We start from the raw sequence: 23,080 nt of genomic DNA, 5'->3' as shown, positions 1-23,080 counted from the left end.
CTATTGAACCGGAGAATCTTCATGTTCAAACGTACCCTGGCATTCGCCGCCTGTGCTGCCCTGTGTCTGTCCACTAGCCTCACCCACGCCGCCGAAACCCTACGCGTCAGCGCCATCCCGGACGAAGCACCGACCGAGCTGCTGCGCAAATTCAAACCGCTGGGCGCCTACCTGGAACAGCAGCTGGGCATGAAAGTCGAGTTCACTCCGGTGGCCGACTACCCCGCCGTGGTTGAAGCGCTGGCCACCGACCGCCTCGATATGGCCTGGCTGGGCGGTTTCACCTTCGTCCAAGTTCACCTGAAAACCGGCAATGCGATCCCGCTGGTGCAGCGCGAACAAGATGCCCAGTTCACCAGCAAGTTCATCACCGCTGATGCCAATGTGAATTCGTTGGCCGACCTCAAGGGCAAAACATTCGCCTTTGGTTCGGTGTCCTCGACTTCCGGTAGCCTGATGCCGCGTTATTTCATGCTGCAAGACGGCATCAAGCCGGAAAGCTATTTCAGCCGTATCGGCTACTCCGGCGCGCATGACGCCACCGCTGCCTGGGTTCAGGCCGGCAAGGTTGATGGCGGCGTGCTGAATGCCAGCGTGTGGGAAAAACTGGTCGCCAGCGGCAAAGTCGACACCAGCAAGGTCAAGGTCTTCGCCACCACCCCAAGCTACTTCGACTACAACTGGACCGTGCGCGGCAATCTCGACCCCGTACTGGTTGAGAAGATCAAGGCGGCGCTCCTCGCCCTCGACCCGGCCAACCCGGCGCACAAGGCGATCCTCGACCTGCAGGCCGCCAGCCGCTTTATCGAAACCAAGCCTGAGAACTACCAAGGCATCGAGGACGCTGCACGCGCCGCTGACCTGCTGAAATGACCCTGCGCCTTTGCGGCGCCAGTCTCAGCCACGTTAACGGCGTCAACGCCCTGCGCAATGTCGATCTGCACATTGCCCAGGGCGAACGCGTGGCAATCATCGGTCCCTCGGGGGCCGGCAAGTCCAGCCTGCTCAATGTGCTCGCCACTGCCCTGCAACCCAGCAGCGGCGAGCTGCACGTGCTCGGTGCCCAACCCTGGCAACTCTCTGGTCGCCAGCGCCAGCGCCTGCGTGCACGCATCGGCCTGGTGCATCAGGCCCCGCCGCTGCCGGCGCGGCAGCGCGTGATAACAGCGGTGCTGGCCGGCAAACTCGGCCAGTGGAGTTTGGCCAAAAGCCTGCTGAACCTGCTGCATCCGCTGGATATAGCCGGGGCACAGCGTGAGCTGGCCAAGCTGGATTTGGCCGACAAACTGTTCGCTCAATGCCAGCAGCTGTCCGGCGGCCAGTTGCAGCGCGTGGGCATCGCCCGCGCGTTGTACCAGGCACCCGAGCTGCTGCTGGCCGATGAGCCCGTGTCCGCGATGGACCCGGTGCTCGCCGCGCATACGCTGAGTGTGTTGTGTCGGCATGCCGAAGCCAGTGGCGTAACCCTGATCGCCAGCCTGCATGCGGTGGAGCTGGCCCTGGCGCATTTTCCGCGCGTGATCGGCCTGCGCGACGGGCAGATTTTGTTCGACCGTCCGGCCGCTGAAGTCGACCAGGCGCAGCTCGATGCGCTGTATGCCAACGAACAACTGCTGTCGCCGCCTGCGCCCAGCGTGACTTTGAGCGTGCAGATCCCCCGATGCTGACACGCGCAAGCCGTGACCCGGCCGCCCTGCCCCGTCTGCTGCTAAGCCTGCTGGCACTGGCTCTGCTGTGGCCCGGCATCCAGCTCAGTGAGCTGGATCTGGGCGTGCTGCTGCAAGCCGACAGCCAAAGCGAGATGGGCAGTTTCGTCGCCGCGTTCTGGCCACCGGCGCATGACGCGGAATTTCTCGATCTTCTGCTGCAAGCCACCCTGCAAACACTGGCCATTGCCACTGCCGGCATGGCCCTGGCGCTGCTGTTGGCGATTCCGGCGAGCCTGCTGGCCAGTCGCGCCCTGTCGCTCTCGGCGGCCTCCCGCGGAGGCCGACCTAAAGCGTTGGCGCAACTGCTGCGCTGGCCAGTACGCGGGCTGCTGATCTTCTTGCGTAGCGTGCCGGAAATCGTCTGGGCGCTCTTGTTTGTGCGCGCCGTCGGCCTCGGCCCCACCGCTGGCGTGCTGGCCATCGCCATAACCTACAGCGGCATGCTCGGCAAGGTCTACGCGGAAATCTTCGAGTCAGTCGACCAGCGCCCGATGCACGCCCTGCTGCAGTCCGGCAGTGGCCGCTTGGCGGCATTTGTCTACGGCATCCTGCCAAATGCCGCGGCGGAACTGACCTCCTACACGGTGTACCGCTGGGAGTGCGCGATCCGTGCTTCGGTGGTCATGGGCTTTGTTGGCGCGGGCGGCCTCGGCCAGCAGATCGACCTATCGATGCGTATGTTCGCCGGCGGCGAAGTGGCCAGCATGCTGCTGACCTTCCTATTGCTGGTGCTGCTGGCCGACCAACTCAGCCGCTTACTGCGCCGGAGGTTGGCATGAACCGGCTGATCAATCTGCTGCTGTTAGCGGTCATTGGCGTGGCGGTGTACGCCTCATTCGCCTACCTGGGTATCGACCTCGGCACGCTGATCAGTGGCGACAGCCTGAAGCTGATGGTTGGCTACGTGCAGCGCTTTCTCAGCCCAGACCTGAGCGCAGAGCACCTGACTGCCATCAGCCGTGGCGCACTGGAAACCCTGGCGATGTCAGCCGTCGGCACCTTACTGGCAGCGGTGTTCGGCCTGCTGCTGGCCTTGCCGGCGGCTGGACGCTTCGGCTGGCCACTGCAGAGTGCGGCCCGCTTGCTGCTGAACGCCCTGCGCGCAATTCCCGAGCTGGTTTGGGCGGCGCTGATGGTGCTGGCCGCCGGCCTCGGCCCGAATGCCGGCACCCTGGCCCTGGCCCTGCACACCGCTGGCGTACTCGGCCGCTTATTTGCCGAAGCCCTGGAAAACACCCCGACCGCACCGGCCGAGGCGATTCGCCTACAAGGCGGCGGCCAGGTCGCGGCGTTCTGCTACGGCACCCTGCCCAACCTGTGGCCACAACTGTTGGCCTACTGCCTGTACCGCTGGGAAAATAATATCCGCATGGCCAGTGTGCTCGGCTTCGTCGGGGCCGGCGGCCTGGGGCAAATGCTCTACGTCAGCCTCAGCCTGTTCCAGGAAGCACAGGCCAGCACGGTAATCCTGGCGATGTTAGTGCTGGTATTTGGCGTCGACGCCCTAAGTGGCTGGACCCGCCAACGCTGGGTGCGGGCGTAGCCACACCCAACAGGCAGATTACATGGTGCTGAGCGGCCTGTGCGCAGCTGCAACCAAGCGCAACGGCCACTGTCCAACACCGACGCAGACACCCCCATCCAGCCGCGATCTTATTGTTCCAGGGAGACCTCATTGCCTGCTGTGTTTTTGCGTCACCCCCTGCGCTGGATCGCCTTATTAGTCGGCGGGCTCGGGCTCACGGCCTCGGTGCTGGCCTGCCCCAGCGGGCAGCAACACGTGTGTGCAGTGGTGTGCTTCTGTGCCCCGCTCAGCCAAGCCGACATCGACGGCCTCTACGAAGACGCCACCCAGCTCGCCGCCTCCGGTCTTGAACAAGGGTTGCGGCAAGCGCGTGAACGCGCGGCAGCCGACGGCACCGAGCCTGTGCCGCTGCATATCCGCGCAAAACTGGAGGCCTATTTCGATCTCGCGGTGCTCGACTCGGCGCGCTTTAAGGTCGGCGGCGACGAGGCACTCAACGCCGGCAATGCCCTGCTGCAAAACCCCGACGTGCAGGCGGTGACGCTGATCGACATCATCGTCTTCCGCAACGCTGAGGACGCGCAGCAGAATGTCGCACTCTGGGCCCATGAGCTGTTGCATGTGCAGCAATACCAGCAGTGGGGCGTGCGCGAATTCACCCGCCGCTACACCCGCGACCACGACGCCATCGAAGCGCCGGCTTACCAGCTGCAAATTAAGGTCGACCGGGCGCTGCGCAATCAGCTGAGCCAGAGCGCAACGGCCCCCTGACTAGCTGTTGAAAAACCTGGCACTGCCGCCGACAAACCGCCAAGGCAAGGCTAAACGCAGCCTAGTGAGCCAGCCACGCCGCCTGCCGCTGACGCACGGCGACGTCATGCACCAGCAGCGCCTCGATAAAGCACTGCGCCGCCAGCGATAAGCGCCGGCCGTGCAGACGAGCAACCCCGAAGCGCCCGCTCAGGCCCGGAGCAAGGCTGCGCAATGCCTGCAAGTCGCCGCGCTGCAACTCGTCTTCCACCATAAACCACGGCAACATCGCCAGTGCCTCACAGCCCAGTAAAAGCTGCTTAAGCATGGCTGAGCTGTCGCAGGTGATCGCCAGTTTCCACTGCGCCCGCCAGGTGTTCTGTAACGCACTGGGCAGGCGCTTGAGCAGCTCCTCGCGAATGGCTTCAGGCAGGTTTGGCCCAGCCAGCGGATACTGCAACAGCGCTTCAAAACCAGGCTCGGCCTGTTCTAGCAATGGATGGCCAGCGCGGCACACCGACAACGTGTGGTGCTCACCGAGGGCTTGCACGGCATAGCAGGGGTCGTCTTCAACCTCGTGTAAGTCGACCACCATTAGGTCGATTTCGCGGCGTTGCAAGCGCGCGGGCAGTTCTTGCCAGGGCGCCAATATCACCTCCAAATGCACGCCAGGATGGGCCCGGCTCAATGTGGCCAGCACCGGGGCGACCAGGGCTGCGCCGGCAAACGGGCCCACCCCTACGCGTAACTCCCCCTGCTCCAAACCGCGTGCCAGTTGCAGGTCATGCTTGAGGTCTTGCGCGTACAGCAGCAATTTACGGGCATGCTGCAACAGCAACTCACCCATCGCCGTAGGGGTCACTTCACGGTGACTGCGATCAAACAGGTGCTCGCCAACTTGCGCTTCCAGCGCTTGTAAGCTGCGTGATAGCGCCGGCTGAGAGAGATGAAGCGCCTCTGCAGCGCGGGCAAAATTGCCATGTTCGGCGAGGGCAAGGGCATGACGCAGGTGACGGAGCTCTATATTCATGTCTTATACGCATTGAAAAGATGCTTTAGCTGCATTGGACGCATGGTATGCCACGCCCCATTCTCTGGCTACTCACCTCGCGGAGAACGCCAATGAATCTGCCCTTGCGCTGGTTATTACCCAGCACCCTATTGTTACTCAGCGCCTGCAGCGACAGCCCCGCGCCCAGCACAAGCGCCGCTACACCCAGCACACAAGCAGCCCAGGCCAAGGTGGCTGAGCAATACGACCTGAGCCAAACCGAGGGGCTGGCCCAGGCGCGCCGGGGATTAATTGCCGCACCACAGGGCCAGGTGCGCGATGCCGACGGCCAGCTAATCTGGGACTTCGACAGCTTCGCCTTTATCCAGGACGAAGCGCCTGCGACCGTCAACCCGAGCCTATGGCGGCAGGCCCTGCTAAATAACCAGATTGGCTTGTTCAAAGTCAGCGAAAAAATCTACCAACTGCGCGGCTTCGACCTGGCCAATATGACCCTGATCGAGGGCGACAGCGGCTGGATTGTTATCGACCCGCTGACCAGCCGAGAAACCGCCGCCTTCGCCATGGACTTTGTTGCTCAACATCTGGGCAAGCGTCCGATCAGCGCAATGATATTCAGCCACAGCCATGTTGATCACTTTGGCGGCGCCCTCGGCGTGCTAAGCGCCGAAGACGCCAAGGCTCGGCAAGTGCCGGTGATTGCGCCCGCCGGGTTTATGCAGGAGGCCACCAGCGAAAACCTGATGATGGGCGTCGCCATGGCCCGGCGCGCCACATTTATGTATGGCAAGCGCCTGCCACGCAATGCCGAGGGCATGGTGGATAACGGCTTGGGCAAGGCGGTGGCGTTCGGCCACATGGGCATTCTGCCGCCGACCCAACTGATCAGCGCCAGCGAACAAGCGCTGAGCGTCGATGGCGTACGCTTTGTCTTCTACAACACCCCCGGAGCGGAAGCGCCGGCAGAGATGACCTTCAGCCTGCCAGAGCTGAACGCCTTTGGCGGCGCTGAGCTGCTCTCACAAACCCTGCACAACCTTTACACCCTGCGCGGTGCCAAGGTGCGCGATGCCCTGCAATGGGCCAACTACATCGACGCCAGCCGTACGCACGCCGCCGAGGCGCAGGTGCTGTTCAACCAGCACCACTGGCCGGTATGGGGGCAAAACAACATCCAGGCGTTTCTCACCGCGCAGCGTGATGTCTACCGTTACCTGCACGACCAAACCGTGCGTTTGATGAACGCCGGGCTCACCGCGCCGGAGATCGCCGAGCAATTACGCCTGCCGCCAAGCCTCGACCAACACCTGCACGTGCACGGCTACTACGGCACGCTTAAACACAACGTACGCGGTATCTATCAGTTCTACCTGGGCTGGTATGACGCCAACCCAGCCAACCTCGACCCGTTACCACCGGTGGTGGCGGCGGCCAAGTACGTAGCACTGGCCGGGGGCAGCGAGCAGTTGCTGGCGAGCGCCGAACAGGCCTATGCCGAGGGTGACTACCGCTGGGCCGCCGAACTGGGTAAGCACCTGCTGTATGCCAACCCTGAGCATGCGGCTGCCCGCGACCTTCAAGCCCGGAGCTTTGAGCAGCTGGGTTATCAGGCCGAGTCAGCATCGTGGCGTAACGTTTACCTGAGCGGTGCCTATGAGCTGCGCCATGGCCTGCCGGAATCCGGTTTCACCCCAGTAATGATGCTCGACATGCTCAAGCACACGGCACCCGAACGTTTTCTGGAAGTGATGGCGACCAAGTTGGATGGCGTGGCGGCCGCCGACAGTAAGCTGCGGGTTAACCTCAACTTCACCGACAGCGATGTGCGCTTTCACCTGTGGATCGAGAACGCTGTGCTGCACCACCGTCGCATGGCTGAAGACGAAGTCGCCGAAGCTGACGCCAGCCTCAATCTAAGCCAAGACTTTTTCTTGCAAATGATCGCCGGCCAGGCCGGTGTCGGGGCCTTACTCAGCTCTGATCAGGTGTCGATCGACGGCAGTGCGCTGGCGCTGGGACGCTTCTTTAGCCTGCTAGACAAGCCAGATGGACGCTTCCCTATCGTCACCCGTCAGTAAGCAATCAGGTGCTTGCCGCTAACTAGGTCGGCAGTGCAGCCAATACCGCTGCACTGTTTGGCCTGTGCAGCAGATATACGCCATGCACAGCTGCAAACACTCACGCTCGCTACACCGGACATTAGCCCACAGGTATTTAACAGACAGCGACAGGCGATCGATTGGAACGGCGCGGATAGCGCCGCTCCCGCACCAGCCGGGTAGGCCGGTGCATCGCATCGAAATGCCAGAGGGGAAGAAACGCCTCGTACGGGCGGGTAGCCCCCGTTACCGGGTGTACGAAGGGCGCTGCGTAACGGCAGGTGCCGCGTGCAGCATCAGGTGCTTGGGCAAAGTACCTGGGGGTGGCGGTAAGCCGGTACTGCGTACTACCCCCGACAGGCGAACCTGCCGGGTTTCATGCTCGGTGCTGTGAGTAGCGGCCAACCGCGCCGGTACTCACAGCGGCAGCGGATTAACCGATGGTCATCAGGCTGGCGTTACCGCCTGCCGCTGCAGTGTTGATGCTAAGGGCGTGCTCAATCAGCAGGCGTTCCAGCGGGATATCGGTCTCGCCTTTGTGCAAACCATGCACACCGATGATTGCGCCAGGGCGCTGAGCGGCCAGTTGGCAGACTTCACGCAGCTGGTCGGAGTCGCCGTGGTGCAGGATCGCGTCGAACACCGTCTCGCTGCTGCTCCATTGGTTGAGCACCGTAATCCGCTGTTGCACCGCCTTGGGCAGCGTGGCGAACAGTTCCTGAGTCAGCGTGTTTTCTTGCCACAGCACCTGGCAACCCACGGCCAACGCCGCGGCCAGCTGCACCAGCAAGTCACTGCGCTCATCCGCCAGGCACAGCACATGCTCACGTGGCAGCAGGCTGTAGCTGTTGCGCTCACCGGTTGGGCCGGTAAGCATCTGCACGGTGCCGCTCTGCGCCAACTCAACATACTGCGCGCTCAGCGCGGACAGGCTCGGCTCATGCTTGGCTGCCCACTCCTGCAGGGCCTGAATCACCTTGGCCTGCTCGGCTGGACGAGTAATCTCGCCACTTTCCTGCTGCAGCTGCTTGGCCACCGCGTCCTGCGGACGGGTCGCCAGCAGTCGGTACATATACAGCGGGCCACCGGCTTTCGGGCCAGTACCCGACAGGCCTTCGCCACCAAACGGCTGCACGCCGACGACCGCGCCAACCATATTACGGTTGACGTAGAGGTTGCCGACTTTGGCGCTGTTAACCACCTGGGCGATGGTTTCGTCGATGCGTGTGTGCACGCCCAGAGTCAGGCCATAGCCGCTGTCGTTGATCTGCTGCAACATCTTGCCGAGGTCCGCACGGGCATAACGCACCACGTGCAGCACCGGGCCGAAGATTTCACGGGTCATCTCGTCGAAGCTGTCCAGCTCGATCAGCGTCGGCGTGACGAAAGTACCGCGGTTTAGGTCATCGCCACTGGCGCGAGCCGCCTGGAAAATCTTGCGACCCTTCTCACGCATTTTCGCGATGTGCTGGTCGATATTGTCCTTGGCTTCGGCATCAATCACCGGGCCGATATCAGTGCTCAGGCGCTCCGGGTTGCCCAGGCTGTATTCAGCCATGGCGCCCTTGAGCATGTTGATCACCCGATCCGCCACATCGTCCTGCACGCAGAGTACGCGCAGGGCAGAGCAACGCTGGCCGGCGCTGTCGAAGGCCGAGGCCACCACATCCACCACCACCTGCTCGGTGAGCGCCGAGGAGTCGACGATCATGCTATTAAGGCCGCCGGTCTCGGCGATCAGCGGGATGGTGCGACCCTGGGCATCCAGGCGACCGGCGAGGTTGCGCTGAATGATCCCGGCCACTTCGGTGGAACCGGTAAACATTACCCCACGCACGCGCTCGCTGCCGATCAAACCGGCACCGACAGTTTCACCACGGCCCGGCAGCAGCTGCACGGCACCGGCCGGCACGCCGGCTTCGAGCAGAATGCGCACCGCTTGCGCAGCGATCAGCGGCGTTTGCTCAGCCGGTTTGGCCAGCACGGTGTTACCGGCGGCCAACGCGGCGGCCACTTGACCACTGAAAATCGCCAGCGGGAAGTTCCACGGGCTGATGCACACCACCGGGCCCAGCGGGCGATGGCTGTCATTGCTGAAGTGATTGCGTGCCTGCGCGGCGTAGTAACGCAGGAAGTCCACCGCCTCGCGTACTTCGGCAATGGCGTTGGCAAAGGTCTTGCCCGACTCACGCACCAGCAGGCCCATCAGTTGCTGGATTTCCGCTTCCATCTGGTCGGCGGCGCGATCCAGTACGGCGGCGCGCTCGGCCGGCAGGGTCGACTGCCAGATCTGCCCGCTGGATACCGCGCAGAGCACGGCATTGTGCACATCCTGCTCGCTGGCCTCATGCACGTGACCGACGATGTCACGATGATCCGCCGGGTTGCGCACCGGCTGCGCCTCACCCAGCTCAGGCGTGTCGCAGCCAAGCAGTGGCATGGCCTTGTAAGCGTTATTAGTGCTACTCAACAGTGCCGAGGACAGCGAGCCCAGACGGTGCTCGTTGGCCAGGTCGATGCCTTCAGAGTTCAACCGAGCATCGCCATAAAGTGCGCGCGGCAGAGCGATGCGCGGGTGCGGCAGGCCGAGGCCACCTTCCTGTGCGGCCATCTGCTCAACTTGCTGAACCGGGTCGAGCACCAGCTCTTTGATCGAGATGCTGTGGTCGGCGATGCGGTTAACGAACGAGGTGTTCGCGCCGTTTTCCAGCAGGCGACGCACCAGATAAGCCAGCAACGTTTCATGGCTGCCCACTGGCGCATAGATGCGGCACGGACGGTTGTACTTGCCATCTTTGACCGAACCCACCACCTGCTCGTACAGCGGTTCACCCATGCCGTGCAGGCACTGGAATTCATACTGACCTGGGTAGTAGTTCTGCCCGGCCAACTGGTAAATCGCCGAAAGCGAATGGGCGTTATGGGTGGCGAACTGCGGGTAGATCGCCTCTGGCACGGCCAGCAACTTGCGCGCGCAAGCGATGTAGGACACATCGGTGTACGGCTTGCGGGTGTACACCGGATAGCCTTCCAGACCCTCGACCTGGGCGCGCTTGATCTCGCTGTCCCAGTACGCGCCTTTTACCAGGCGGATCATCAGGCGGTGACGGCTGCGCTTGGCCAGATCGATCACGTAGTCGATCACATACGGGCAACGCTTCTGGTAAGCCTGAATGACGAAACCAATACCGTTCCAGCCAGTCAGGGCCGGGTCGAAGCACAGGCGCTCAAGCAGATCGAGGGAGATTTCCAGGCGGTCGGCTTCTTCGGCGTCGATGTTCAGGCCGATGTCGTACTGCTTGGCCAGCTTGGTCAGGCCGAGCAAGATCGGGTAAAGCTCATCCATCACACGGTCGTACTGCGCACGGCTGTAGCGCGGGTGCAGCGCCGACAGCTTGATCGAGATGCCCGGACCTTCGTAAATGCCACGGCCGTGGGAGGCCTTGCCAATGGCATGGATGGCCTGCTCGTAAGACGCCAGGTAGCGCTTGGCATCTTCGTCGGTCAGCGCGGCTTCGCCGAGCATGTCGTAGGAGTAACGGAAGCCTTTGCTTTCCATATTGGTGGCGTTGGCCAAGGCTTCGGCGATGGTTTCACCAGTAACAAACTGCTCGCCCATCAGGCGCATGGACATGTCCACGCCCTTGCGGATCAGCGGCTCGCCGCCTTTACCGATGATGCGATTGAGCGAGGAGACCATGCCGGCTTCGTTGTGCGTGGACACCAGCTTGCCGGTGATCAACAGGCCCCAGGAGGCGGCGTTAACGAACATCGACGGGCTGTTGCCTAGGTGCTGGCTCCAGTTGCCGTTGCTGATTTTGTCGCGGATCAACGCGTCGCGCGTGGCCTTGTCCGGAATGCGCAGCAGCGCTTCGGCCAGGCACATCAACGCCACACCTTCCTGCGACGACAGCGAGAACTCTTGCAGCAAACCCTGCACCAGGCCCTGACGGCCACTGGCGTTCTTCTGGCTGCGCAACTTCTCGGCAATGCTCATGGCCAGCTTGTTGCTGGCCTCCGCCATATCCTTGGGCAGACGCGCCTGCTCCAGCAGCATCGGCACGGCTTCGGTTTCCGGACGGCGATAAGCCCCGGTAATCGCGGCACGCAGCACCGATTGCGGGAGGATGCTTTCGGCAAAGTCGAGGAACACCTGCAAACCCTGCTCAGTCAGGGTCTCAACCGACTCCTCACCGGCGACGGCCGCCAGGCCCGAATGCTCAGCGGGGGTCAGACCACCCTCAATCTGCTCCAGGTAATTAAAGATTGCCTGTTTGATCAACCAGTGCGGCGTGCGGTCAATTGACTGCGCAGCCTGCTTGAGGCGATCACGGGTTGCATCATCGAGCTTTACGCCAAGGGTAGTGGTGGCCATTGGTTTATCCTGTTATGGGCTGGAGCACGGCAAAAAAACTGGCGCGAGATTAAACCTCTCGATGCTAAAGGTGCAACTAGGCGCAACCCAACTAAAGCGCACACCTGAAAGCTCACCAGTCACCTGAAACCCAACCACATAGAGGGCAAGCCTGAAACCTGAGGCTGCCTACAGGGAAAATCCGCAGCGGCGGGGTTAAACAGCTGTTTAAAAAAAGCATTAATCTTCCGACGACAGGTACAACCTAAAACCGCAAAAAGGTTGCACCCAACACTTATACGCACTGAATTGAGCAAAGCACAGTCGCAACACTCACGCTGCTCAACCGACAGAATGCTTACGCCGATCAGTGCAACCGCCCATAAAGCACAGACAACCAGGATATTGGGCCATTCGCGGGGCCTGGCAGAACCGCCGCAACGACAGCATAAATAGCCGGCGACACGTATCTCAGGCTAAGCTCGGGACGGCATTAACAAGGAGATGCTTATGACGGCCAAGGAAGCGCAATTGACCGAACTGCTCAGCCTGTCCACACGGACGCTCACCCACCTGACGGCCGCCACCACGGCGATGTCATTTGAGCTGCTGAAGGCACAGGACAGCGCCGTACACGACAGCGCCCGCAAGATGATTGAGCGCATGCTGGCGATCAGCAGCGAACTGGACCAGCAATGGCAACTGATTGGCCAGCTGGCGGGCACTCCAGTCGAATCCGGCAACAGCCTGGAGCAAGTCGAGCTACAAAGCCTGGAAGCCTCGGAACGCTAACTGGCGGGCGGTTAAGCCCGCGCCCAACGGGCGCCACCCGCGGATGCACCAACATAAGGCTGAAACTGTCCGCCCGGTCAGTTAATAGTGCATGCACAACCTTTACATCCTTCGCAAACTCACTAAAGTGCGCGCCCAAGCTGCTGCCGAAGGCTCAGCGTGGTGGACCTACGAGCAAATATGGAATGTGGCCTTGTTCTTGCTCTAGGACCAGCTAGCCTGACCATTCAGACAGGTTTAATAACGACAATTCAGCACTTTGGGGAGCACCACTTGATGAACCGTACTCTTTCTTCTCTGGCCTTGGCCGGCGGGCTGCTGGCAGGCGGCCAGGCAGTAGCGGGTGATCTGCTGCAGTGGCAGAACAACAGTCTGAGCTATCTATATGGCCAGAATTACAAAGTAGACCCGGAAATCCAGCAGACCATCACCTTCGAGCACGCCAGCGGCTGGAGCGTCGGTGACCTGTTCTTCTTCGTCGACACCATCAAGTACAACACCGACGCCACCAATGGTGCCGGCGATGGTCATACCTTCTACGGTGAGTTCTCTCCACGCCTGTCGTTCGGCAAGCTGTTCAACACCAAACTGGAGTTTGGTCCGATCAAGGATGTGCTGCTGGCCACCACTTATGAATTCGGCGAAGACGATGTCGATTCCTACCTGATTGGTCCCGGTTTTGATTTGGCGATCCCCGGTTTCGACTACTTCTCGCTGAACTTCTACAACCGCACCACGGACGGCAAGCGCGACGGCGATAACGTCTGGCAGATCACCCCGGTGTGGAGCTACACCATCCCAGTCGGCAAATCCGACATCGTCATCGACGGCTTTATGGACTGGGTCGTGGATAACGACAAGAACTACCATGCCAACCTGCACTTCAACCCGCAGATCAAATACGACCTGGGCAAAGCCATGAGCTGGGGTGAGAAGCAGCTGTACGTCGGCATCGAGTACGACTACTGGAAAGACAAATACGGCATCGAAGACACCAACAATTTCACCACCGATCAGAACACCGCCAGCCTGCTGGTCAAAGCGCACTTCTGATACCCCGCTGAACCCCGCCAGCACTGCCACTGCAGGCTGGCGGGCATCCCTCGCAGCACACGGCACCGCGCTTATTTTTCGCACTGCGGCGTAATCGCACAGATCTCAGGGTCTTCTACTCTGTGATTACTCAGCAGTGGAACCCCAATATGCCCATCGCCCTGTCCCGCTCCCTCGCCTACGCCCTACTCGTCAGCCTGCTCGTCACGCTGAGCGCTTGCAGCACCCTGGCCCCTCGCGACCCATTACAGATTCAGCTGGTCGGCATCGAACCCTTAGCGGGCGAAGGCCTGGAAATGCGTTTTGCTATCAAGCTACGTGTGCAAAACCCCAACGACAGCCCGATTGATTTCAATGGCGTCGCCCTGCAACTGAAGGTCAACCAGCAACCGCTGCTCAATGGCGTAAGCAACCAAAGCGGTCAGGTGCCACGTTATGGCGAGAGCATCCTGCACATTCCGGTCAGCCTCTCCGCCTACGCCGCGCTGCGCCAAGCCTGGGGTGTGGCCGGCTATCAGGACGGCAAGGGTCTGCCCTACGAGCTGAGCGGCAAGCTCGCCGGCGGCCTGTTTGGCACCCGGCGTTTCGAGGACCGCGGCATACTTAATTGGCCGCAGCTTCCAGCCGCCAGCCGCCCCCTGTAAAACCAAGGGCGACAAAACCCTATACACTATGCGGCCTTTTCTTATTCCCCCAGTAAGGACCCCGCCGTGAGCACGTTGCCGCCCTGCCCCAAATGCAACTCCGAATACACCTATGAAGACGGCACCCAGCTGATCTGCCCCGAGTGCGCCCACGAATGGTCGGCCAACGCCGCCAGCGAAGCGGCAGATGACGCCAAGGTGATCAAGGATTCGGTCGGCAACGTGCTGCAGGATGGCGACACCATCACCGTGATCAAGGACCTGAAAGTCAAAGGCTCCTCCCTGGTGGTCAAAGTGGGCACCAAGGTCAAAGGCATCCGCCTGTGCGACGGCGACCACGACATCGACTGCAAAATCGATGGCATTGGCGCCATGAAGCTGAAGTCCGAGTTCGTGCGCAAAGTCTGATCAGCGCACTGACGGTCTCGCCAAGCCCCGGCCTACGTGCTGGGGTTTTTTATGCACACAATTACGTCCCCCCCTAGCGTGCAGCCCTGCATGCGATTAGCTAGCATGACTTACGAGCACACCGCTCGATAAGGCCCACGCCCGGAGGACGTCATGCGTAATGCGGCGCTGTGTCTGTTGTGGTCAACGAATTCTGGACACTGGTTAAGGTTTATCCGGCCAGTGACTCGGCTTCCACTGGCGTTTTGTACCCGTTGTAGCTGTGTGGCCGTTGATGGTTGTAGTAGTCCGTCAGGTAACGCAGTACATCCGCCTCAGCCTGACCCTGGTTGGTATAGCCTTGCTCTGGCATCCACTCCGTTTTCAGGCTTCTGAAAAAGCGCTCCATCGGTGCGTTGTCCCAACAGTTGCCACGCCGGCTCATGCTCTGCTTGATCCGGTAGCGCCACAGCATTTGGCGGAACTCGATGCTGGTGTAATGGCTGCCTTGGTCAGAGTGAAACATCAGCTGCTGCGGACAACCACGGGACTCAAAAGCCACGCGCAAAGCGCGCGTCGTAAGTTGCGAGTCTGGTCGATTGGAGAGTGCCCAGCCCACGATGCGGCGCGCATACAAATCCATAACCGCCGCCAGGTAAATCCAGCGATTACCCGCCCAGATGTAGGTCACGTCGCCGCACCACACTTGGTTGGGGCGGCTCACAGTGAACTGCCGATCCAGCTCATTCGCTGCGATAGCATTTTCACCATCAGCTCGACGATAACGATGCTTGCGGCATTGCGAACTGAACAGCCGGGCCTCTTTCATCAGGCGTCCGGCCAGAAAACGCCCCACCGCGACACCCTGTATCCGCAGCGCCGCTGACAATGTTCTGGCTCCAGCTGAGCCGCGACTCTGTAGATGAAATTCAGTGGCCAACTGGCGTAATGCAATCCGCCGATGATCTACCCGGCGGCGTCTCTTGCAGGCGTCGTAGACACTGCTGCGATGTACGCCAAATACGCGGCACAGCTCGCTCGTGGATATCGCTCGCCCAATGCCTCGATCAGGCTTATTGATCGAGGGAGTCCGACATTAAGAGAGCGGTAGCCTTTTTTAGGATCTCTTTCTCCCGCTCTAAACGCCGAACTTGGGCCTCAAGGTCTTGTATGCGTTTCTGCTCGGGAGTCATGGCCTTACTGCGCGGCGGGGTTGTGCCACCACGCTCACTGCGCAGTTGCTCTACCCATCGGCGCAATGCCGTCGGGCCTACGCCCATCGACTTACCTGCCTCGGGGATGGAATAGCCTTGATCCAGAACCAGGCCTGCTGCTTCGAGTTTGAAATCTGTACTGAATGATCTTCTGGTCACGTAAACACCTCATTGCTGGGCGAAGCTTAACGCCCTATCGGGGTGTCCAGAATCATTGAGCCACAACAGTCTGCTGCTGTTAATACCCTGGGGGTTACAGGCCGAAGAGTGGAAGGTGGCCGGCGACGAACAGTTTGCCCCCTACAGCTTTGTCACCCTCGACGATGACCAGCCACGCGGGCTGGATGTCGAGCTGGTGGAAGCGGTGATGCACGAAGCCAAAATCCCCTACAGCCTGCGCCTGTACCCGTGGCAGCGGGTCAAACGCATGCTCGAACGTCACGACGTGACCATGGCCTTCCAGTTTGTCGGCACCCCCGAGCGGATGCAGCAGTATGAGCTGGTCGGGCCAATCCGCACCGGCTCCACCGTGTTTATGACCACAGAAAAAACCGCCATTGCGGACTGGCGCAGCTTGGATGACCTGTCGCCCTACGTCATTGGCCAGGTGCGCGGTTATGCCTACCAAGCGGATTTCGACAAGGCCGACCTGCGGCGTGACAGCAGCGCGCAGAACCCCCGCCAGCTGGTGTCTATGCTGCTGGCCGGACGCATCGACATCATTGTCGGCGACCGTGTCCAACTGATGTACTTCGTCCGCGAACAGCGCGCCGAACAAAGCGTGCGCATCCTCGCCAAGTCCCTGGTGGAAATGCCGCGCTATGTGGCCTTCAGCAAAGGCGATCGCGACCGTGCCGACACGTTCGCAGCAGCGCTGGCGCGTTTACGCGATGCTGGCGTACTGGATACTCTCTACCAACGCTGGCAATAAACTGCCCGCCAATCAAACCTCGGAGTTTTTATGCGCGGCCTGACCCTCACCCTGCTATCGACCACGCTGCTGTTGAGCGCCTGCGGCCTCGGCGAAACCGCCGCCACCGCCAGCCTGCAAGCCGAGCAAGCGAAGCAGCTGCAACAGCAAACAGAGCAACTCAAGCAGCAGATTGAGGCCGCCAACGCACAGGGCCAGAAGCGCCTCGAAGAAAGCTATTAAGAGAGCGGTTATTAACAACGGGAAGGGGCGGCTTACTGCACCGGCAGGAAGTTCATAAACAGCAACCCCTGGGCATAACTCACGCCCATGCGCCGGTAGCGCTCATCCAGCACATCGGTGAGCAGATCCAAGCGTGCCACGATCTTGCCGAACTCCACCGCATAGCTCAGGTTGCGCCCCTCGGCGGAAATCTCGTTGGACAGCAGCCACGGCGTGCCGCCGGCATCCGTGCGTTGCGCAAGCATCCAGCTGGCCTTCTCAATGTTACGCGCCGCGTTGTGGATGAACTGCGGATCGAGCGTATCGCTCATGTAGTACTCGGTGCGCCCGCCATGGGCGGTAATCAGCATACTCGCCAGGGCGTAGATAAAAGCCCCAACGCGATCCCCCTGATACTCGGCACTCAAGGCATAGCTCAGCGCGGCAATATCAGTCCGCCCGCCCAGCTGCGGCAGCGGCTGGTCCTGCTCAATCGCACGGTGCACGGCACGCTTCGCGGTTTGCACATCAGCCAAGCCGGTTTTGCGCCACTCGCGCGGGTTGCGCAGGTACAGCTTGTCCATCAAGCGGTAAAGGCTGTTGAGGTTATTGCGCATGCCCAGAGTTGCCATGCGGTCGGCATGACTCTGGAAAAACTCGGAAGGTTTGATCGGGCTTTGGTTGCTGATAATGCTCTGATGGTCCTGCCGTGTAGAGCAACCACTGAGCGCCAGCACGCTGAAAAGCAGCAGCCCAGACACCCAACTCCCCCGCCGCGATAGACCCAGAACGGGCATAGCATGGGCGCGTTTTTCCTGTCTTGGTAAACGCTGCACGGGACTCATCAGAGGAGGTCATCCACTGGGGTGTGATGGGGTAACGCTAGCAACAAAATCCAGATTGATCCGCTTTTCTGCCCAAAGGCATGACTTACAGCACAATCAAACACCTAGCTGCGCAAGTTCAGGTTGCGTGCTAACAGACCCGGCTCAGCATCAAAGGTTGCGGACCGCTGATCATTGGCGCGCTAAAAGCCCCGTCGCAGAGCGTTTTAACCGGTATGATCCGCAGCTTTTTTGCTGCCGAGTCCCCCATGCCACGCCTGCTTGCCCTGCTCTGTCTATTAATTGCTCTGCCCACCTTCGCCGATGCACCCAAAACCTTCAGCGCCGCCAAGAAAATTGCCTGGCGCCTGTATGCCGAACAACCCAAGACTTTCTATTGCAACTGCGCGTACAACGGCAACCGCGTGGACCTCGACAGCTGCGGCTACAGCCCGCGCAAACAATTGCGCCGCGCCCAGCGCCTGGAATGGGAACATGTGGTGCCGGCCTGGGTGATTGGTCATCAGCGCCAATGCTGGCAAAACGGCGGGCGCAAAAACTGTGCGCGCAACGACGCCACCTTCAAGGCTGCCGAAGCCGACTTGCACAACCTGGTACCGAGCATTGGCGAAGTGAATGGCGACCGCTCCAACTACGCCCTCGGCATGCTCAGTGAAAAACCACAGCAATACGGCGCCTGCCCGATGGTGGTCAATTTCAAGGCCAAGACCGCCATGCCACCCGTGCATGCCCGTGGCGCAGCGGCGCGCATCTATTTGTATATGGCTGACCACTACAAACTGCGCCTGTCGAAACTCGACCGCCGCACCTATGAAGCCTGGAACCGCCAATACCCAATCAGCGAATGGGAACGCTGGCGCAACCAGCAAGTGGGCTGCGTGATGGGCTACGGCAACCCCTACGTCGGCGCTGTTGACCCACGCAGTTGCAGCCCGCTACGCCGCGCCGGCAACCCGCAACGTAACAGCGGCTAAGCCGCAACGCGCGCGCCGCAAACCCTCGGCGCGCTATTGCCGCTAAACTTAATTCCACCCTGCCAGCCCGAGTCGTCTTCTATGCCTAACCCCGTCACCCCGAGCGCCGCCCACGCCATCGCCGAAACCCGCGCTTGGGTCGACCGCGCCGTGATTGGCCTAAACCTCTGCCCCTTCGCCAAAGCCGTGCAAGTCAAAGGGCAAGTGCGCTACGTGGTGTGCGCCAGCGCCGAGCCTGAAGCGCTGCTCAGCGCCTTGATTGACGAACTGCACGCACTGGCTAACGTCGCGCCGAGCGAAACCGACACCACCCTGCTGATCCACCCTGCCGCACTCACCGACTTTCTCGACTTCAACGACTTTCTCGCTGTGGTCGATGACACCGTGGAAGACCTCGGCTACAGCGGCATCCTGCAAGTGGCCAGCTTCCACCCGCAGTTTCAGTTTGCCGACACCCACGTCAACGATGTCAGCAACGCCACCAACCGCGCGCCCTACCCGACCCTGCACATCCTCCGCGAAGCCAGCATCGACCGCGCTGTCGCAGCCTTCCCCGACCCGGAAACCATCTTCGACGCCAACATCGACACCCTGGAGCAACTCGGCAGCGACGGCTGGGCCGCCCTGCAGGCGCAGTGCCGCGAGGATGCGCAAAACAGCTAAATCACCAACCGCCAGTCAGCTAAAACCAATGCGTAAACGCGACGCGTAGCCACGTTTACACAGGCTTTACACTGCCGCCTGCAATGCCAGCCACATAGCAGTGTCGAAACAACATGCCGGGAAATCCGGTTTGCAGAGGAGTTTCGACCATGCTGTCACGCATCCCCTTGATCACAGGCCTGCTGGCCTGCCTGGCGCTCATTGGCCAAGCGCCCGCACAGGCGTCCAACCGCGACGCCGCCATTGCGGGCGTAATCGCCGGCGCCGTGATTGGCGGCGTTATCGTCAGCCAAAGCCGTCCGGTGCAGGCTTATAGCCCGCCGCCACCCGCCTACTACCCACCTCCGCCGGCTTACTACCCGCCGCAACAGGTTTACTACGAGCGCCGCCCGGTCTACTACCACCCGGCGCCGGTGTATTACGTGCAGCAACGGCCGCACCATAAGCACTGGCACCAGCCACGCCGGGGTCACAGAAACGAGCATCTCCACGGCTATCGCCGGTAAACGAAAAAGCCCCGCCAATGCGGGGCTTTTTTATACGCATCAGCCTGCGCACATGGCCACCAAGGACAGCAACCTGGCACTGCGCGCCACTGTTTGCCAGCACCCAGGCGCATAGAGTGCTAAGGACTCATCACAGCCCTACTGGGGCGTGATCGCGCAGCCCGCAGAGGAGACAACCTGATGAATGCCCACGCCCAGTTCACCCACATGCAAGACGGCACCGCCGAAGACTGGCAAATCATCGCCCAGGACTTTCTCGCGCACGCCGCCAAACTACCCGAGCGCATCATGGCTCACCTGAAACTGCTTGATGGCGACTTCGGCGGCTTCCCGATTGACCGCCTAAGCCACTCGCTGCAGACCGCCACCCTCGCCTACCGCGACGGCCGCGATGAGGAATACGTGGTGTGCGCCCTGCTCCACGACATCGGCGACACCCTCGGCAGCTACAACCACCCAGACATCGCCGCCGCCATGCTCAAGCCCTTCGTCAGCGCGGAGAACCACTGGATGGTGGAAAAACACGGCGTGTTCCAGGGTTACTACTTCTTCCATCACCTGGGCATGGATCGCCACCTGCGCGAGCAATTCAAGGATCACCCCCAATACCAAGCCACCATCGACTTCTGCGCCAAGTACGATGCAGCGGCATTTGATCCCGATGGCGAGGTGCTGCCGTTGGAGTTTTTTGCGCCGATGCTGTGCAGGATATTCGCCCAGCCCAAGCAGTCGCTTTATATGGCCGTCGCCCAATAAGACTGCGCTGAATTGAGTAGATCTGACTGCGAAGTGGCGGTGTTGCGAAATGGCAGGTCAGAAAACGTTCTCCTGCCTACGTGCAGCAGCGCGAGGATACGCAACACTGCGGCGCTGACCACACGCGGATAATGCAGACAGGAATGCAAGACTCAGCAGCTCTATTGATCGGGATTACGCTTTTCGCCCTTACGGCGAGTTACTTTCTCTTTACTCGCTACGCTCGCCCTTCCGGCCAGCCTGCGGCTGTTACTGCGCTTCGCTCCGTATGCTCGCGCGAAAGAGAAAGTAACCAAAGAGAAAGCGCGCCCGGCATCCGGGTTTCGCTGCGCTCAACTTCCCTCGCTCCGGTGCTGTTCCGAGGGTCGTCACGGTGGGCCATCCCTGGCCCATCGCTCCTCGTTTGGCATCCATGCCAAACGCCCCTCTGCACAGCACCTCCACTCGGCCTCCTGACGGGATTCGGGGACCGCGTTGTTTGGACGATTTGTGGACAGCAGAACGAACGGCAATAGACAAAGCTGTTGCTCTGCTTTTAGTTACCCGTCTGCAATCTCACAGACGACGCCAAACGCCCCATCAGGAGGCCGAGTGGAATCGTTGCGTAAGGGGTTGAGCGGCATGGATGCCGCGAGAGCCGCGATGGGCCAGGGATGGCCCTTCGCGGCGTGCCCCTGGAGCAATGATGGAACGAGGGAACCCGACGCAGTCGGGCCGGATGCAAGGGGCAAGACTTTTTGCTTACTTTTGGCGGGGCCGGCCACCCGGGCGTTTGCCAAAAGTGAGCCGCCGTAAGGGCGGAACCGTTAGACCAAACTCCACACAAGCGGCGGATACCCACAAACCCAAGAACAGACCCCAGACCAAAAGCCAATGCGCAAACTATGGCGCATTGCCACCCATTCGCAGTAAGGTCGAGCCAACCCTATTCAAGGAAGAAGCATGGCCGCCAAATCCAGCCCACCTCGGCAGCAGAAGCACCTTGCCGTGCTGATCGACGCCGACAACGCCTCTGCTGCAATCGTTGAAGGTCTGTTCGAAGAAATCGCCAAATACGGCGTCGCCAGCGTCAAACGCATCTACGGCGACTGGACCGGCCCACAACTGGGCGGCTGGAAGAAGGTGCTGCTGGAACACTCGATTCAACCCATGCAGCAGTTCGCCTACACCACCGGCAAGAATGCCACTGACTGTTCACTGATCATCGACGCCATGGATCTGCTCTACACCCGGCGTTTTGATGGTTTCTGCCTGGTCTCCAGCGACAGCGACTTTACCCGCCTGGCCGCCCGCCTGCGTGAAGAAGGCTTGGAAGTAATCGGCTTTGGCGAACAGAAAACCCCGAAACCCTTCGTGTCCGCCTGCGACAAATTTATCTACACCGAACTGCTGCGCAACGACGCCGAACCCGTCGAGCCGGAAATCGCCGGTAACGGTGCGCCAGCCGCTACACAAACACCATCCGCCGCAGCAGAAAGCAAACCTGCCGCGACGCCAGCACCAGCAAAGGTCAAACCGCAGAAAGTGCCGATGGACTTTATTGCCAAAGTGATCGACGACAACTCGGACGAGGATGGTTGGTGTTACCTGGGACTGCTCGGCTCCAATATCAGCAAGCTACGCTCCGACTTTGACTCGCGGATGTATGGCTTTAAAAAGCTGAGCGATCTGATCAAAGCGCAGAACAGCCGTTTTGAACTGCAAATGCTCGGCACCACCGGCACAGGGGGCCAAGCACTTGCCGTGCGGAATCGAAAGTGCTCAGCAAAAGGAACAACACACCAATGAGTATTTCCCGACCGATCAAGCTTGCCGGTCTAACCATGTTCCTGATCGTCATGATCTGGGTGATGGCCTATCCGATCGCGCGCTACCTGATTCCAAGCGACACCTTCAACGAGCCCTTCGAGCCTGTGTACAACGGCCTGAATGTGTTGTTTACCGCACTGGCGTTTGGTGGCGTGATCATCACCCTGGCGTTCCAAGCAGAAGAATCGCGCATCGCACGGCGCGAAGAGATTGAGCGGTCCATTTTCGAGCTGTTCCAGACATTCACAAGCCTAGAGTTTCAGCAGGTGAAGGACGGTGCGTTCCGGGCGCTGCTAACGGGCATCCAGCACCGTGAATACGCCGAGTATCTGGCCAGCCGCCTGTTCGTGGTTGAGCAGCTAACCTTTCCGCCTGCCTGCGCGAAAACCCTTCGCACGCTGGATGCGGAAAAGCAGAGCCTAGACGACCAGCAGATCATCCACGCTGATCGCGCCGATCGACTGATGCTCGACAACATTCTCAACTTCTTCGCCATGTTAGCGCAGCGCGAATCGTCGGCCACCGTGATCAAGCACTGTGACTTCGCCTACGACTGGTGGCGGCCGGCGCTTTGGATCATCGCTGAGTTGCAGCAGAGGCGGCATGCGAATTCGGAGAAGATTCGCATGTACTGTAAGAACCAGCTAGTCACGGCCACACTCAAGGCGCTAGACAAGGTCTACGGACATGCACCGCTGAACAGCAGCAGGGAAGTATGGGAATACATAACTCAGCATCCAAAACTGCTCGACTTCGGGCTCGACCCTGAATTCAAAGACTATCTATCAACCCCCGAGACATCGGCATAAACCTGTGAAGCCCTGATCGACTTGATGATCGCCAACACTTCAGATTG

The 23,080-nt window shown here is 60.6% G+C and carries 21 protein-coding genes and 1 pseudogene; 18 read left to right on the top strand and 4 right to left on the bottom strand.

The window, feature by feature from the left end; all coding sequences use genetic code 11:
- Positions 1-21 precede the first annotated feature (21 nt).
- The 5 genes from SOP97_RS17635 to SOP97_RS17615 all read left to right on the top strand — a co-directional run bounded on the left by SOP97_RS17635 (position 22) and on the right by SOP97_RS17615 (position 4,005).
- Positions 22-873: a putative selenate ABC transporter substrate-binding protein gene (locus tag SOP97_RS17635; RefSeq protein ID WP_322950327.1), complete on the top strand. Its 852-nt coding sequence runs from the start codon at positions 22-24 to the stop codon at positions 871-873.
- Positions 870-1,667, top strand: a complete 798-nt coding sequence (locus SOP97_RS17630) for a phosphonate ABC transporter ATP-binding protein (protein WP_322950326.1) — start codon at positions 870-872, stop codon at positions 1,665-1,667. Before SOP97_RS17635 ends, SOP97_RS17630 begins: the two co-directional genes overlap by 4 nt.
- Complete coding sequence (locus tag SOP97_RS17625) at positions 1,661-2,488, top strand: PhnE/PtxC family ABC transporter permease (protein ID WP_322950324.1); 828 nt, start codon at positions 1,661-1,663, stop codon at positions 2,486-2,488. Before SOP97_RS17630 ends, SOP97_RS17625 begins: the two co-directional genes overlap by 7 nt.
- Entirely contained in the window at positions 2,485-3,252 is a 768-nt protein-coding gene (gene phnE / locus SOP97_RS17620) for a phosphonate ABC transporter, permease protein PhnE (RefSeq protein ID WP_322950323.1), read from the top strand. The genes SOP97_RS17625 and phnE overlap by 4 nt, the downstream gene beginning before the upstream one ends.
- Positions 3,253-3,384: 132 nt before the next feature.
- Positions 3,385-4,005, top strand: a complete 621-nt coding sequence (locus SOP97_RS17615; RefSeq protein ID WP_411912084.1) for an eCIS core domain-containing protein — start codon at positions 3,385-3,387, stop codon at positions 4,003-4,005.
- A gap of 61 nt (positions 4,006-4,066) precedes the next feature.
- Here the strand turns inward: SOP97_RS17615 and SOP97_RS17610 are convergent, their stop codons facing one another.
- A complete protein-coding gene (locus SOP97_RS17610; RefSeq protein ID WP_322950322.1) occupies positions 4,067-5,014 on the bottom strand; it encodes a LysR family transcriptional regulator in 948 nt (315 codons plus the stop codon).
- A gap of 92 nt (positions 5,015-5,106) precedes the next feature.
- Between SOP97_RS17610 and SOP97_RS17605 the strand changes: the two genes are divergently transcribed.
- Positions 5,107-7,074 carry an alkyl/aryl-sulfatase gene (locus tag SOP97_RS17605; RefSeq protein WP_322950321.1) on the top strand — a complete coding sequence of 656 codons (1,968 nt, stop codon included), beginning with the start codon at positions 5,107-5,109 and terminating at the stop codon, positions 7,072-7,074.
- A gap of 454 nt (positions 7,075-7,528) precedes the next feature.
- Here SOP97_RS17605 and putA read toward each other — a convergent pair whose 3' ends face one another.
- A complete protein-coding gene (gene putA, locus SOP97_RS17600) occupies positions 7,529-11,470 on the bottom strand; it encodes a trifunctional transcriptional regulator/proline dehydrogenase/L-glutamate gamma-semialdehyde dehydrogenase (protein WP_322950320.1) in 3,942 nt (1,313 codons plus the stop codon).
- Between the two features lie 489 nt (positions 11,471-11,959).
- Here putA and SOP97_RS17595 point away from each other — a divergent pair, with 489 nt between their 5' ends.
- The 4 genes from SOP97_RS17595 to SOP97_RS17580 all read left to right on the top strand — a co-directional run bounded on the left by SOP97_RS17595 (position 11,960) and on the right by SOP97_RS17580 (position 14,346).
- Positions 11,960-12,241: a hypothetical protein gene (locus SOP97_RS17595; RefSeq protein WP_274086302.1), complete on the top strand. Its 282-nt coding sequence runs from the start codon at positions 11,960-11,962 to the stop codon at positions 12,239-12,241.
- Positions 12,242-12,517: 276 nt separating this feature from the next.
- The gene (locus SOP97_RS17590) at positions 12,518-13,294 is read left to right on the top strand and encodes an outer membrane protein OmpK (protein WP_274086303.1); all 777 of its coding nucleotides are present in this window, start codon (positions 12,518-12,520) and stop codon (positions 13,292-13,294) included.
- Positions 13,295-13,443: 149 nt separating this feature from the next.
- On the top strand, positions 13,444-13,938 hold the full coding sequence (locus SOP97_RS17585; RefSeq protein ID WP_274086304.1) for an LEA/WHy family protein: 495 nt from the start codon (positions 13,444-13,446) through the stop codon (positions 13,936-13,938).
- 66 nt (positions 13,939-14,004) lie between these two features.
- The gene (locus SOP97_RS17580; protein ID WP_274086305.1) at positions 14,005-14,346 is read left to right on the top strand and encodes a zinc ribbon domain-containing protein YjdM; all 342 of its coding nucleotides are present in this window, start codon (positions 14,005-14,007) and stop codon (positions 14,344-14,346) included.
- Positions 14,347-14,557: 211 nt separating this feature from the next.
- Here SOP97_RS17580 and SOP97_RS17575 read toward each other — a convergent pair.
- Positions 14,558-15,698: pseudogene (locus tag SOP97_RS17575) on the bottom strand (IS3 family transposase).
- Between the two features lie 55 nt (positions 15,699-15,753).
- On the opposite strand from SOP97_RS17575, the gene SOP97_RS17570 reads away from it, so the two are divergent.
- Both SOP97_RS17570 and SOP97_RS17565 read left to right on the top strand, forming a co-directional pair.
- Positions 15,754-16,470, top strand: a complete 717-nt coding sequence (locus SOP97_RS17570) for a substrate-binding periplasmic protein (protein ID WP_322950318.1) — start codon at positions 15,754-15,756, stop codon at positions 16,468-16,470.
- Positions 16,471-16,500: 30 nt separating this feature from the next.
- Complete coding sequence (locus SOP97_RS17565) at positions 16,501-16,692, top strand: hypothetical protein (protein WP_274086307.1); 192 nt, start codon at positions 16,501-16,503, stop codon at positions 16,690-16,692.
- 32 nt (positions 16,693-16,724) lie between these two features.
- Here SOP97_RS17565 and SOP97_RS17560 read toward each other — a convergent pair whose 3' ends face one another.
- Positions 16,725-17,468 (bottom strand): hypothetical protein, encoded by a 744-nt coding sequence (locus SOP97_RS17560; protein ID WP_274086308.1) that lies wholly within the window; start codon positions 17,466-17,468, stop codon positions 16,725-16,727.
- A gap of 296 nt (positions 17,469-17,764) precedes the next feature.
- Here SOP97_RS17560 and SOP97_RS17555 point away from each other — a divergent pair, with 296 nt between their 5' ends.
- From SOP97_RS17555 to SOP97_RS17530, 6 genes are all read left to right on the top strand, one after another.
- Positions 17,765-18,490 carry an endonuclease gene (locus SOP97_RS17555; protein ID WP_274086309.1) on the top strand — a complete coding sequence of 242 codons (726 nt, stop codon included), beginning with the start codon at positions 17,765-17,767 and terminating at the stop codon, positions 18,488-18,490.
- 81 nt (positions 18,491-18,571) lie between these two features.
- Positions 18,572-19,153, top strand: coding sequence for a DUF1415 domain-containing protein (locus SOP97_RS17550; protein ID WP_274086310.1), 582 nt, complete (start codon positions 18,572-18,574; stop codon positions 19,151-19,153).
- 149 nt (positions 19,154-19,302) lie between these two features.
- Positions 19,303-19,659: a hypothetical protein gene (locus SOP97_RS17545; RefSeq protein ID WP_274086311.1), complete on the top strand. Its 357-nt coding sequence runs from the start codon at positions 19,303-19,305 to the stop codon at positions 19,657-19,659.
- 180 nt (positions 19,660-19,839) lie between these two features.
- A complete protein-coding gene (locus tag SOP97_RS17540; RefSeq protein ID WP_274086312.1) occupies positions 19,840-20,415 on the top strand; it encodes an HD domain-containing protein in 576 nt (191 codons plus the stop codon).
- Between the two features lie 942 nt (positions 20,416-21,357).
- Positions 21,358-22,203 (top strand): NYN domain-containing protein, encoded by an 846-nt coding sequence (locus tag SOP97_RS17535; RefSeq protein WP_322950317.1) that lies wholly within the window; start codon positions 21,358-21,360, stop codon positions 22,201-22,203.
- Positions 22,200-23,033 (top strand): hypothetical protein, encoded by an 834-nt coding sequence (locus SOP97_RS17530; RefSeq protein WP_274086314.1) that lies wholly within the window; start codon positions 22,200-22,202, stop codon positions 23,031-23,033. The genes SOP97_RS17535 and SOP97_RS17530 overlap by 4 nt, the downstream gene beginning before the upstream one ends.
- Positions 23,034-23,080: the final 47 nt, after the last annotated feature.

Source organism: Pseudomonas spirodelae (genome assembly GCF_034653255.1).
Taxonomy (GTDB): domain Bacteria; phylum Pseudomonadota; class Gammaproteobacteria; order Pseudomonadales; family Pseudomonadaceae; genus Aquipseudomonas; species Aquipseudomonas spirodelae.
This window is presented reverse-complemented; position numbering and strand designations above follow the sequence as displayed.